At 44.2% G+C, this 12,075-nt stretch carries 13 protein-coding genes; all 13 read left to right on the top strand.

The features are described 5' to 3' along the window. Positions 1-41 precede the first annotated feature (41 nt). The 13 genes from KQI_RS0125275 (at position 42) to csrA (ending at position 11,963) form a co-directional block, all read left to right on the top strand. Entirely contained in the window at positions 42-1,202 is a 1,161-nt protein-coding gene (locus KQI_RS0125275) for a sensor histidine kinase (protein ID WP_010349692.1), read from the top strand. Positions 1,203-1,206: 4 nt separating this feature from the next. Then, positions 1,207-1,929: a response regulator gene (locus KQI_RS0125270; protein ID WP_007432713.1), complete on the top strand. Its 723-nt coding sequence runs from the start codon at positions 1,207-1,209 to the stop codon at positions 1,927-1,929. Positions 1,930-2,018: 89 nt separating this feature from the next. Then, positions 2,019-2,459, top strand: a complete 441-nt coding sequence (locus KQI_RS0125265) for a hypothetical protein (protein ID WP_010349689.1) — start codon at positions 2,019-2,021, stop codon at positions 2,457-2,459. Between the two features lie 204 nt (positions 2,460-2,663). Then, positions 2,664-4,784 carry a helicase-related protein gene (locus tag KQI_RS0125260; RefSeq protein ID WP_010349688.1) on the top strand — a complete coding sequence of 707 codons (2,121 nt, stop codon included), beginning with the start codon at positions 2,664-2,666 and terminating at the stop codon, positions 4,782-4,784. Positions 4,785-5,098: 314 nt separating this feature from the next. Then, on the top strand, positions 5,099-5,698 hold the full coding sequence (locus KQI_RS0125255; protein ID WP_241764014.1) for a ComF family protein: 600 nt from the start codon (positions 5,099-5,101) through the stop codon (positions 5,696-5,698). Positions 5,699-6,082: 384 nt separating this feature from the next. Continuing rightward, entirely contained in the window at positions 6,083-6,553 is a 471-nt protein-coding gene (locus KQI_RS0125250; protein ID WP_010349686.1) for a LysM peptidoglycan-binding domain-containing protein, read from the top strand. Positions 6,554-7,287: 734 nt separating this feature from the next. Then, entirely contained in the window at positions 7,288-7,698 is a 411-nt protein-coding gene (locus tag KQI_RS0125245) for a TIGR03826 family flagellar region protein (RefSeq protein ID WP_010349685.1), read from the top strand. Positions 7,699-7,883: 185 nt separating this feature from the next. Further along, positions 7,884-8,159: a flagellar biosynthesis anti-sigma factor FlgM gene (gene flgM / locus KQI_RS0125240; protein ID WP_010349684.1), complete on the top strand. Its 276-nt coding sequence runs from the start codon at positions 7,884-7,886 to the stop codon at positions 8,157-8,159. 12 nt (positions 8,160-8,171) lie between these two features. Continuing rightward, positions 8,172-8,672 (top strand): flagellar protein FlgN, encoded by a 501-nt coding sequence (locus tag KQI_RS0125235; RefSeq protein ID WP_010349682.1) that lies wholly within the window; start codon positions 8,172-8,174, stop codon positions 8,670-8,672. Between the two features lie 15 nt (positions 8,673-8,687). After that, positions 8,688-10,268 carry a flagellar hook-associated protein FlgK gene (gene flgK, locus KQI_RS0125230; RefSeq protein ID WP_010349681.1) on the top strand — a complete coding sequence of 527 codons (1,581 nt, stop codon included), beginning with the start codon at positions 8,688-8,690 and terminating at the stop codon, positions 10,266-10,268. Positions 10,269-10,292: 24 nt separating this feature from the next. Continuing rightward, positions 10,293-11,201, top strand: coding sequence for a flagellar hook-associated protein FlgL (flgL, locus tag KQI_RS0125225; protein WP_010349680.1), 909 nt, complete (start codon positions 10,293-10,295; stop codon positions 11,199-11,201). An 82-nt stretch (positions 11,202-11,283) separates the two neighbouring features. Then, entirely contained in the window at positions 11,284-11,730 is a 447-nt protein-coding gene (locus KQI_RS0125220) for a flagellar assembly protein FliW (RefSeq protein WP_010349679.1), read from the top strand. Further along, entirely contained in the window at positions 11,730-11,963 is a 234-nt protein-coding gene (csrA, locus tag KQI_RS0125215) for a carbon storage regulator CsrA (protein WP_010349678.1), read from the top strand. The genes KQI_RS0125220 and csrA overlap by 1 nt, the downstream gene beginning before the upstream one ends. The last annotated feature ends 112 nt before the right edge of the window (positions 11,964-12,075 follow it).

Genomic DNA, 12,075 nt, shown 5'->3' with positions numbered 1-12,075 from the left:
ATGATATATACTTGAAATGCTAGGATTGGAGTAGAACATTTGTGGACTTTCAAGCCGATATCATAGACCGAGTCATTAAAAATGCCATCCAGGTGATGGAGAACAGCAAATATCAGATGTTCGAAATATTGGACACGGCCCGGACCGAGCTGGTCACGTTAAATCAGGAGCTTCAAAGTGTCCTAAAGGAAACGGCGGAAACGATTGAAAAAGTGGACCAGCTGGAAATGAATTATCGGCGGTCCCGCATTCGGCTGACTGAGGTCAGCCGTGACTTTGTCCGCTATTCAGAAGAAGATATCAAGCAGGCTTATGAGAAGGCGACACAGCTTCAGCTCGATGTGATGATTTTTCGCGAGAAGGAAATGTATCTTAAAGCCAGAAGAGATGATCTGCAAAAGCGGGCCCAAAGTGTCGAGGCTTCTGTCGAGCGCGCCGAAACCATTGGTTCACAGATGGGTGTCGTGCTGGAGTATTTGTCAGGTGAGCTGGGACAAGTGACGCGGATCATCGAATCGGCCAAAAATCGACAGTTTATTGGTCTCAAAATTATTTTGGCTCAGGAAGAGGAGCGTAAGCGCATATCACGTGAAATTCACGATGGACCTGCGCAACTCCTTGCACATCTAGTGCTTAGGACGGAAATTGTGGAAAGAATGATCGCCAAGCAGGAATTTAAGATGGTTCAGGACGAAATAGTAGACTTGAAGAAACAAGTTCGCTCCAGTCTTGAGGAAATGCGAAAGGTCATTTTCAATCTGCGTCCTATGGCCCTGGATGACCTGGGGCTTATTCCGACACTCCGAAAATATGTGCAGGATTTTGAAGAAAAAACGAAGATTAGAGCGCTTTTTGAAACAAGGGGCAAGGAACACCGTCTCTCTTCCGCGATGGAAGCAGCCATTTACCGTCTGATTCAGGAAGCTTTGACCAACGCTGCCAAGCATGCTTATCCTACCTATGTACTTGTTGAGATTACCTATCAGGCGCAGCTTGTAAAAATCGTGGTACAGGATAATGGTCTGGGCTTCAAGCCAGAGCTCTTCCAGCAAAAAAGCAAAGATCATGGGCATTTTGGTCTGATTGGTATGCGGGAAAGGGTTGAACTGCTCGAGGGGAGAATGGAGATCGAATCAGCTGAGAATCAGGGCACCAAGATAGTGATTCATATCCCAACCAACGTGGAAAAGGGAAAGGAGTAACAAAATGGAAAATCAAGAAATCAGTAATGCACCGATTAAAGTTCTCTTGGCGGACGATCATCAGTTGTTCCGTGAAGGACTTAAACGTATTTTGAATATGGAGGATGACATTGAGGTCATCGGAGAATGCGGCGACGGCATCCAGGTGCTGGAATTTTGTAACGTAGAGAAACCGGATATTGTTCTGATGGACATTAATATGCCAATTGAAAATGGTGTAGAGGCAACTGAAAAGCTGCGCGAGATGTTCCCGGATGTCAAAGTGATCATCTTGTCCATCCATGATGATGAAAGCTACGTATTCGAAACGTTGCGCAAGGGGGCCAACGGATATCTGTTAAAAGATATGGAGGCCGAGTCCCTTATTAACGCAATTCGTTCGGTTCATGAAGGATATGCGTTTATTCATCCGAAGGTAACGGGTAAGCTTATTCAGCAGCTCCGCCGGATGACCTACCTGAATGAAACCGGGGCTATGGCTGAGGGTCATACCAAGGAAGCAGGCGTGAAGTTTGTTGCAGGCGAAAATAATCCGCTGACCCGCCGTGAGGCTGAAGTGCTGCGTTTGATGGCTGAAGGCAAGAGCAACAAAATGATCGGTGAATATTTATTCATTAGCGAAAAAACGGTCAAAAACCATGTCAGCAGCATTCTGCAAAAAATGGAGGTTGACGACCGAACACAAGCGGTTATTAACTCGATCAAATACGGATGGGTTACGCTGTAAAGTGTAGTCTTTGAAACCCAGTACATAACCGTGACACCTCTTCCTGTTATACGGCATATATTGTCGCTATAGGAGGAGGTGGAACCTTCGTGACGGCTCACTTGGTTTGGATATTGCTTATATACGGTCTAGGAGCCGCGGTCGTGCATCTCATGTATATACGACAGGCGGTTCAGGCTTATCGCAATGGTGAAGATGCGCACTCATTATCTCCGGAGCATCGTGCGACCCGCTATATTGTGATTACGTCCAATGACGGAGATCGTGTGGAATGGGTGATGCGTTCGTTAAGCATACTTGCTTGGCTACACCGGAGGCCGCTGCATGTGACGGTACTGGATGATGAGTCCATGGACGACACGCTGCCGATTCTGACACGGATGGTGCGTTATAGCCATATGGAAATTTCGGTTATTTCACGTCGTTTCTCACCGGGGAACCCGGTTTTACCGAAGTCAGGCGGTGAAAAGCAGGTTGTTATTGATCTTAGAGCAGCCAACCCGTTGGCAGATACCCCACTTGTTCCTTAATGACAGGGAATTGTGGACACAAGGCTCAAAATCGGATATAAATATTTATAAGCAATTGCATATGCAAGATGGTACGGATCTTGTTGAGGTTCGATTGATGTGAAGCACACTTCAGGCTATAGGCCATGGGAGTGTGCTTTTTTGTTTTTATCTGGTGTGATAAGAAGCAGAAAAAATGACCGTGATAGGCGGGAGGGATATACGATGAAAATTGCTGTGTATGCGGTTAGGTATATGGGGCATTGGAATCTACGATTGTCTGTAGATATTCGAGTAGATATGACATGGTGGATGCATCGAAATGAGGGACAGAAGAATGCTGTCGAAAGGTGGGTGTTATTAGGGGAAGGGCTTCCATTGTCTTGGGGAATAAAGCTGTGTGAAACATTCAAGGAACTAGCGGATATGAAGCGATGGGGGAATAAACAGTGGTGGGGATATATTCTTTCCAACCTAAAGAATGAGCTGTCACTAGAACCTTTTGGCGGACAACGAATTTTAACTGGAGAAACAGATCATATATGCATTTGGGATCATGTACAAGGCTGGATTTCTGGTGCAGAAAATGAGGGGGAAAGACGAGAAATACAAGGAGCATTACGTTTTATTCAAAAAAAGAAACTCTGCGGTGGAATTGACGAACTGGATATGCAGTGTGTGGCACGCCAAGCAGATGAGTTGGTTGAATTGCTAACAGGACGCCAGTTGCTCGTACCGGAAGCCGAAGCGTTGTTGGCGGAGGCAGCGCCAGGTTTGGAGCGTGCTTGGCGCTCGGCTGCGCAACTAGCATATCTGCAAGGCCGGCTCAGCTTTGCTGCTGGCCTCGCCCCCGCACCACGTGCGCGCTGGTCCGCCGCGCGTGCAAATGAACTCCGCTGCAACCGTTGTGGCAGCGGGATGGTGCACCGAACGAGCTGCGCATCGTGTGGACGCAAGGCGTGCGCCTACTGCGAGACTTGTCTCGCACTTGGGCGCAGCCGTGAATGCTCGCTGCTGCTGCGCAGTGCAGCGAAACCCGCCGTGCCGCGCACGGCAGCAGCAGCCCTGACGGCGGAACTCGACCGCTGGGGGCTGAGCCCTGCGCAACGTGCCGCTGCCGAAGCGGCACTGCGCTTTTTGTCCGCACCACCCGGCGGGGTGCGGGAATGCTCTCGCCCGGAAGGCCACTGGCAACGGGCGCACGCATTGTTCCGGCGCGGCATGGTTGCGCGCCGGGGCTCAGGTGCTGCCGCTGCACATGGCAGCACTCTTGCCCGCAGCGGGCAGCCTTCGCCCAAATCTGGCGAGCGTGTTTGGGGGATTGCTGTTCGGCAAGTACCCGATCCTGTGGCAGAACGTTTTCTGCTCTGGGCCGTGACTGGCGCAGGCAAGACGGAGATGATGTTTCCGCTCTTACAGCATGTGTTGGAGCGCGGAGGGACAGCGCTTGTAGCAACACCGCGCCGGGATGTGGTACTGGAGCTGGCACCTCGTTTGGCAGTTGCTTTTCCCCAGGCTAGCATGGTAACGCTCTATGGAGGAAGCGCAGAACGTTGGCAAAGAGGACAGCTGACACTGGCAACGACACACCAGCTATTGCGTTATCGACATGCCTTTGATCTGGTAGTGATTGACGAGATTGATGCGTTTCCTTATCACAATGATCCTATGCTCGCTTTTGCTGCACAAGCTGTATGCAAGCCGGAGGGCAAGTTTATCTATTTGTCTGCTACGCCACCGCATGCTCTGCAGAAAGAGGCTGCACGCGGCTGGCTGCCACACGCCAAGGTTCCCGTTCGTTTTCATCGTCATCCTTTACCTGTTCCATTTCGCTTGGGGACTGCTCCAGTGAAGCAGTGGCTGCAAAAAGCTCAGCTTCCCGCTTCCTTGATTCAACACCTGCGTGTATCTATACAACGTGGAGCCCAGATCTTTTTGTTTGTGACACGAATTGCACATATTCAGGGTCTTGTAGAGCTGCTGATCAAACACTTACCTGATGTTCCTATTGCGGGTACCTCATCACAGGATGGAGAGCGAACCGCTAAAGTACGTTTATTCCGAGCTGCTGAAATACGTGTACTGGTTACGACCACTATATTAGAGCGGGGCGTGACGGTTCCACGAAGTGATGTGTACATACTGGACGCGGATAGCAACCTTTTTGATGAGGCATCTCTCGTCCAAATGGCGGGCCGCGCGGGAAGATCCAAGGATGACCCGTGTGGTGGCGTTATTTTTACATCTCCCCAATGGACTCGTGGTCAAAAGAGAGCAATTAGACAGATTCAACGCATGAATACACTAGCACGAAAAAAGGGCTATCTGAAGGAGATAAAGCATTAAATGCAGTAAATAAAAAAAGTTTTTTTAGAAATATGAAACCTAAAACCATGTCGGTACGTAAGCTACCAAGAAAGGTGTATTCTGGTATGGGGATGATTTCCAAAACCCGCCTTTTTATGAATTGGCTGCTCCATCGTCAGTCACAAACATGTATCTCTTGTAACACTCTCACAGGGCATTTTTCCGAGTACTCCGGGATTTGTACTTCTTGTTCAGTTCAAATTCCTTGGATTTATAAAATTCGGTGTGTTCATTGCGGGCGCCCGACATTTTGTCCGGATTGCTTAAGGCTTGTTCCATCCGCACGTTACTATGTGTGTAATCGAAGTGCAATCAGCTATACGCCGATGATGAGAGAATGGATCGGACAGTTCAAATATCGTGGGAATGAAAAGTATGCTTCTGCGTTGGGTGAGATAATGAACCGAGCCTATCGGGCGATGAGACATGAGTTTACAGGCCGTGGCGGTTCTGTTCCCAAACGATCTCTGTGGAATGTAGACGTTGTGACCTGTGTTCCGGTAAGTGAGACAAGACTGGCAGAACGGGGCTTCAATCAGGCTCAAGTTTTGGCGGAAGAAATTGCCCGGCGGAATAAGCTTCCTTTCGTATCTTTACTTGCTCGTCCACAAGATACAGGCAAACAGAGCTTTAAAACCAAAAAGGAACGCATAAGCTCAATGGATAATGCCTTTGCTGTTATCCCTGATATGGCAAAGTTGTTGAAGTCTCTTGTTTTAAAAGCCGATTCTCGATATACATCAGCGAGGATGCAGTCTGTTACTGTTTTGCTTGTAGACGATATTTATACAACAGGTAGCACCTTGCAGGCATGTGCGCGTGTTTTGGGTGAAGAGGCAGCAGAGCAAGGAGTACATTTGGCTATTTTTTGCCTGACTTTAGCAAGATCATAAGTCTAAATTTTCTGTATTTGTCGTGGAGGGATTGTTTTGAAACTATGAAATAAAGATTGAAATTGTCTCAAAAATGGCCTAATTAGGTAGAGTAGAGTTCTTTTACACCACGAAATCAGCAGAATTTGACAACGAGCTAGAAAGAGATATATAATAAAAATATAGAGACAAACAAAAAGTAAGGAAGTGAGGGATGAATTAAGAATATTTCAATTTAGAGGTTGATTTTTTTGGAAAATAGGAGTACAATTTCTATCTGTTGATAGCTAACATGAATTGGTAATGAGTTGGCTAACGACAAACAGAGCGGACATTGGGAGTGTCTCGCTCAGTAGTAAAGCAGTTAATTAAAATTTAAAGCTAAAAAAGAGGAGAGAAAAAATCATGAAAAACGTAATGAAAAAAGTAGCAGTATCTAGTATGCTGGCAGTTAGCTTAGGTGCAGTATCCTTGCTGAGCCCATTTGCAACAGGTCAAGTAATGGCAGCATCAGGACAGGATCGTGATAAAGATCATGCTGAAGAGCAACTGATCATTCAACAACAAGAAGCAGCACAAAAAGCATTTGAAGAAAAGGTTTTTGGAATTAAAGCTACTGAAGAAGAAGCAGCTACAACACCAGCTCAACCAGCTACTGAGAACAACAATCAAACAACAACTACAAAACCAGCAACAACTACTACAACTGAAACACCAGCTACTGTAAATACAATCACAGTAAATGTTCAAGACGGCGATACACTGGCTTCTATTGCAGAAAAATACGGCGTTACTGTCGAAGAGCTGGTTAAAATTAACAACCTGATTAAAGTGGGTCAAGAACTGCAAGTGCCACAAACAAACACAAATAAATAATTATTATTATAAATGCATAATAATATGTGTTTATTAAACCAAGTGTTTGACTTTAGTATACGGGAAGGCCTCTATTAAAACAATGCTTTTTTGAATAATTGTTTGTTTTTTTTGGGCTGCAAATTTTCAATACTGCATCTATCTTGATTTCAGATAGTTTATGAATTGAAATGAGGATAGTTGCATAAGATTTATGAATCCCCACACTCCATGTGCGGAGCATTCGTATGGGCGCCGATCCCCCGGATTTACAGCATTTGCTTGATAGCATTCGGGGCACAGGTGAACATGAATTCTTCTGAGGATTGTTTCGCCCGGTTTTCCCCTTGGCTTGATCTGCATTTCTACGTTTGATCATATTCATATATAGCTAATTTAATTATAATGGAGCGCTATTCCCGAAAATTACTGGAATGGCGCTTATTTTATTTTTAACCTTAAATAAGTTGCCTTTTTTGACGATAAATAGATACATACCATAGGCTGAGATGTAAAGGTTCGTTGGCTTCCTTAGTTTGTATGTCATTTGAATAACGATACATATAGATGTAGAGAAAATTTCGCTGCTGGAGTATTATCATCTATATTTTAATTATGATAACGTACAAAATGTGTAGTTGTGTAAAATCTGAGAATATTTTTTGAAATATTCGCTAGACGAGGCTCTTCAGTATAAGGTAATGTAAGGATAAAAGTAATTAGAGACCGGAAATTGGAAAGGGGCGCTGCAGAGGATGAATTTGGATAACTGTCCCCGCTGTGGAAAGCTGTTTATTATGAATGTCAGAGGAATCTGCCAGAATTGTATTAAAGAAATCGAGCTTGAATATGAGCGCTGCGTCAAACATATACGTGAAAATAAAGGGATTAATATGCATGAGCTTTCTGACGCTACTGAGGTATCCGTTAAGCAAATCACGACATTTATACGTGAGGGGCGCATTTCCATTGCTAATGCACCCAATATGACGTATCCTTGCGAAGTATGCGGAATACCGATTCGTGAAGGACACATGTGCGATTCTTGTCGAACAAGACTGACCAAAGACCTGCATCAGGCCGCGCGTGAAAGCAGTAATCAGGAGCAAAGTAACAATATGGGCAAAGGTGCCTACAGCGCAATTGATAAACTCCGTGAAAAGTAGTACAGGGGAATTAAAAACACGTTTAGCTATTCAAAAAGTTTCAAATACCGCCGATAATCTTTATAGAGCTTATCGGTTTTTTTATTTTTAGCAAACATGCACAAAATAAAGAATACGAACTATGTTCGACGCTATGTCGTCTGAAACATTCTGACCATATCAAATAACTAAGGAAGGTGGAAGTTATGAAAATTAACGAGACCAACCGCATCGGAGCGATCAATCCATACCAGCGAAATATTGAAACAGGGCGCCAAGAGGAGCAAAAGAAATCTCGCCGCAAGGATGAGGTTTCCATCTCCCCGGAAGCAATGGAAATGCTGAACCGCAGCAGCGATACAGATCGAGTTAAAAAGATTCAGGAGCTTAAGCAGCAAGTGGCTTCTGGAACCTACCGTGTGGATGCAGACAAAATTGCCGAGAAGCTGTTGCCTTACTTCAAACAGTCTTCCGAAAGCTAGGTGAAGTAAAATATGCCTTTAGAGCGCCTGATTGATGTGCTGGAGCAGCTGAGAGAGGCTCATGAGCAGTTGATTGCACTAGGAACTCAAAAGAAAGAAGCACTGATATCTAATAAGGTAGATCAGCTCATTTTAGTCATGAATCAGGAATCGAAGCTTTCCAGACATATAGAGCAGTTGGATGAACGGCGCATGCAGGTAGTGTATGAATTTTTGCAGGAGCGTGGTATTAAATCCAAGCTGAATCTCAATATAACGGAATTGTCTCGTCTCGTGTTTGATCTAGAAGACAAGCAGCGACTTATGCAAATTCAAAAAAAACTTGCAAATACGCTCGAAGAATTGAAAAAACTAAATGAGTTGAATCAACAGCTTATACATCAGGCGCTTTCCTATATTGATTTTTCCATTGAGAGTATGTCATATTATGCGGAATCGGAACCAGTGTACCAGCGTCCGGCTGATAAAAGTACATCAACTGTACGAGCGGGATTATTTGATACACGCGCCTAACTAAAGGAGGAAAACATGGTCTCAACATTTCATGCTATAGAAACAGCGAAAAGAAGCTTAAACACACAAACCGCAGCACTAAATACTACTGGACACAATATCTCAAATGCCAACACGGCTGGTTATTCCAGACAAGTGGTCAGTATGAAGGCCACCGACTCTATGGAAGCCTATGGTTTGAATCGTTCCGTTGTAAGAGGCCAACTGGGGACAGGGGTTGAATTCACTGCTATTGAGCGTATTCGTCAGACGTTTTTAGATGATCAGTATCGTAACGAAAGTTCTTCTCAAGGTGGTTGGGATATCCGTTATGACACGCTGAACAAGCTTGAGACCATTATGAATGAGCCCTCGGACACAGGTATCCGTAAGGTCATGGATAACTTTTGGGATGCATGGTCCGATCTGAGCCAAGATCCTCAAGATGTTACGAATCGCAAAATTGTAAAAGAGACCACACTCGCTTTGACGGATGCCATGAATCAGGCCAGCAAACAACTGGATGCACTCAGTTCTGATTTGACTAATAACGTTACACTAAAAACAAGCGAGATGAATTCGTTATTGCAATCTATAGCGGATCTGAATGGTAATATATACAAGCTAGAACAGCTTGGAGATAATCCGAATGACTTGCGGGATCAGCGGGATTATGCAGTTGATAAGTTGTCCAAACTTGCGAATGTGCAGGTAACTCAGTTGGATACCGGTTATCAGGTAACGGTGGCTGGACAAATAGCTGTTGCGGGCACAGAGGTAACTGCTGTTACGGCGGCTGGTCTTGAAGCTGCATATCAGGGTGGAACGTTAACTGGCGGCGAAGTTTACGGTATGATTTTATCCCGCGATAAATATGTTGCAGATTACAAAAATCAAATGGATCAGCTGGCTAATACGCTGGCGAATGGTAACATTGAAATCACCTTACCTGCTGGTACAGTTTTGCCTGAGGGAACGGTATTGAATTCAGGTGTCAACAATACAGCGGTTACTTATTCAAATGCGAATAACAACAGAACCTTGACGGCGGATTTAAAAGTAACTGTTCAAGGAATTAATGGACTCCATCAGTTGGGATATACACTCAGTGGTACGACACCAGCAAAGGGGGGGGCGTTCTTCACCTCCAAAGATGGAGCTGCTATTACTGCGGGCAATATTACATTGAGCAAGGATATACAAGATGACCCGAACAAAATTGCCAGCTCTTTGCGGGTAGATGGAACGGGTACAGCCAATGAAAAGGTAACCGTAGGTAATAATGCTTTGGCATTGGCTATGGCGAGCCTGAAAAATGTAAAGTTTGGTTTTAATACGACCCAAGCTCAAACTACCACTGTAGATGACTTTTTCAGTTCGATTGTTGGACAGTTGGGCGTCCAAACTCAGGAAGCGGAGCGTCAATCGCAGAATGCACAGCTATTGACTGAGCAAGTGGACATGAATCGTCAATCCGTCAGCGGGGTATCATTGGATGAAGAAATGTCAAATATGATCAAGTTTCAACATGCCTACAGTGCAGCCTCCCGTTTCATGACAACTTTTGACCAACTGTTGGATAAGCTGATTAATGGTACAGGCCGCGTAGGTCTCTAGTATAATGGGAAGGTGGAGTAAGCTATGCCAATTCGAGTAACCTCAGGAATGACCAATATGCAACTGCTCAGTAACCTGAATCGGAATAATAGTAATATGGGTAAAATGGAAAACCAAATTTCTACAGGTCGTAAGTTGAATAAACCTTCAGATGATCCGGTAGGAGTAACCTATGCTTTACGTTATAGAGCTGAGCTGGCTTCAAATGAACAATACAAGACCAATTCAGATGCAGCTGTTAGCTGGTTAGATTTTACTGATACGACTATGCAACAGGCTAGTGATGTAATGAAACGGCTTAAAGAGTTGACAGTGGAGGGTGCAACCGAAACGCTTCCTCAATCAGGTCGGGATTCGATTAAGCTGGAAGTAGATCAATTGAAAGAACAACTGGTTAATATCGGCAATAGTCAACTTCGCGGGAAATATGTCTTTAATGGTCAGAATTATGATCAGGCTCCGTATCAACTATCAGCTACGGTAACAAGTTATGATCAGATTAATCCAGATCAAGCTGCTGTTAGTTATGCAGTCGGGGATCAAGATGCGTTTCGGGTTAACACTTCCGGCAGTGATTTTTTTGGGAAATCAACAGAAGCCGATAATGTTTTTAAGATCATGGATGATCTATCTTCTGCGCTGAGCAGCGGTAATACTGCAGCAATATCAGGTCAACTTACAAGTATTGAATCCCGTTTTACTAAAATGCAGACAAGTCTGTCTGAAGTGGGTGCACGCACGAATCGGGTTGAACTGATACAATCCCGTTTGGATGACCGCAACTTAAATTTGACGACACTTCAAGCTAAAACGGAGGATGCTGATGTTGCTAGTCTGATGATTCAAGCTACATCTGCCCAAACCATTTACGAGGCTGCCCTGAAATCATCTGCTAAAATCATGCAGCCATCTCTGATGGACTTTATGAGTTGATTTTATCTTTGACATCTGTAATCTTAAGCTATGGACGAATGGTCCGTAGCTTTTTTGTTACTATATACAGGAGGAGTTACTAATGACCCCAAAACAGAAGTTAGATGAAGAAACCCAAGGTACAAATACTGCTCTTTATGTGTTTCCGAAAGGAATACCGGGATTTGAACAACTTCGGGAATTTCAACTACAGGAGCATAATGAATTATTTAGCCTTTTTAGTGCAGTAGAGCAGCCAGCTACTATTTTTATTACCGTAAATCCATTTGATTTTTTTGAAGATTATGAATTTGAGCTATCTGATGATGCCCTGAAGGATATTGGAATTACAAGTCAGGAACAGATATCAGTACGATGTATCTGTACATGGAACAGTGATCAATCCAAAACAACGGTTAATTTGCTGGCCCCTTTAATTTTTAATATTGAACACCATACAGGAAAGCAAATTATTCTACAGAATACAAAGTATACAATTAAGCACCCATTATGGAATAGAACGGAGTCAAGCGAAGGCGGTGAGTCCTAATGCTGGTATTAACACGAAAAAAGGGCGAATCCATTGTAATTCAGAATGATATTGTTGTCACTGTTCTTTCTGTCGAAGGCGATACCGTTAAAATTGGTATTTCTGCTCCTAAGGATATTGATATCTATCGAAAGGAAGTCTTTGAGGCTATTCAGCAAAATAATCAATTTGCGGTTATGGATACGAATGCCATTCAAAGTGCTATGAGCGCGATGAAGGAGAGGAATTCCTGATTCGAGTTTGACGACTTAACGATAATGTATACGGTTTGGTATGTCGGTCTTATATGAAGCTAGTAGTATTTTAATTTATCGATTTTGTTTTAAAACATAAAGTGCTCACTTA

The organism is Paenibacillus peoriae KCTC 3763 (assembly GCF_000236805.1).
Classification (GTDB): domain Bacteria; phylum Bacillota; class Bacilli; order Paenibacillales; family Paenibacillaceae; genus Paenibacillus; species Paenibacillus peoriae.
This window is presented reverse-complemented; position numbering and strand designations above follow the sequence as displayed.

Excerpts from the sequence above, each read along its gene's own strand:
- KQI_RS0125270 (WP_007432713.1), top strand. The coding sequence starts at position 1,207 with ATGGAAAATCAAGAAATCAGTAATGCACCGATTAAAGTTCTCTTGGCG.
- flgM (WP_010349684.1), top strand. The coding sequence starts at position 7,884 with ATGAAAATTAACGAGACCAACCGCATCGGAGCGATCAATCCATACCAG.
- csrA (WP_010349678.1), top strand. The coding sequence starts at position 11,730 with ATGCTGGTATTAACACGAAAAAAGGGCGAATCCATTGTAATTCAGAAT.
- KQI_RS0125260 (WP_010349688.1), top strand. The coding sequence starts at position 2,664 with ATGAAAATTGCTGTGTATGCGGTTAGGTATATGGGGCATTGGAATCTA.
- KQI_RS0125250 (WP_010349686.1), top strand. The coding sequence starts at position 6,083 with ATGAAAAACGTAATGAAAAAAGTAGCAGTATCTAGTATGCTGGCAGTT.
- flgK (WP_010349681.1), top strand. The coding sequence starts at position 8,688 with ATGGTCTCAACATTTCATGCTATAGAAACAGCGAAAAGAAGCTTAAAC.
- KQI_RS0125245 (WP_010349685.1), top strand. The coding sequence starts at position 7,288 with ATGAATTTGGATAACTGTCCCCGCTGTGGAAAGCTGTTTATTATGAAT.
- KQI_RS0125220 (WP_010349679.1), top strand. The coding sequence starts at position 11,284 with ATGACCCCAAAACAGAAGTTAGATGAAGAAACCCAAGGTACAAATACT.
- flgL (WP_010349680.1), top strand. The coding sequence starts at position 10,293 with ATGCCAATTCGAGTAACCTCAGGAATGACCAATATGCAACTGCTCAGT.
- KQI_RS0125235 (WP_010349682.1), top strand. The coding sequence starts at position 8,172 with ATGCCTTTAGAGCGCCTGATTGATGTGCTGGAGCAGCTGAGAGAGGCT.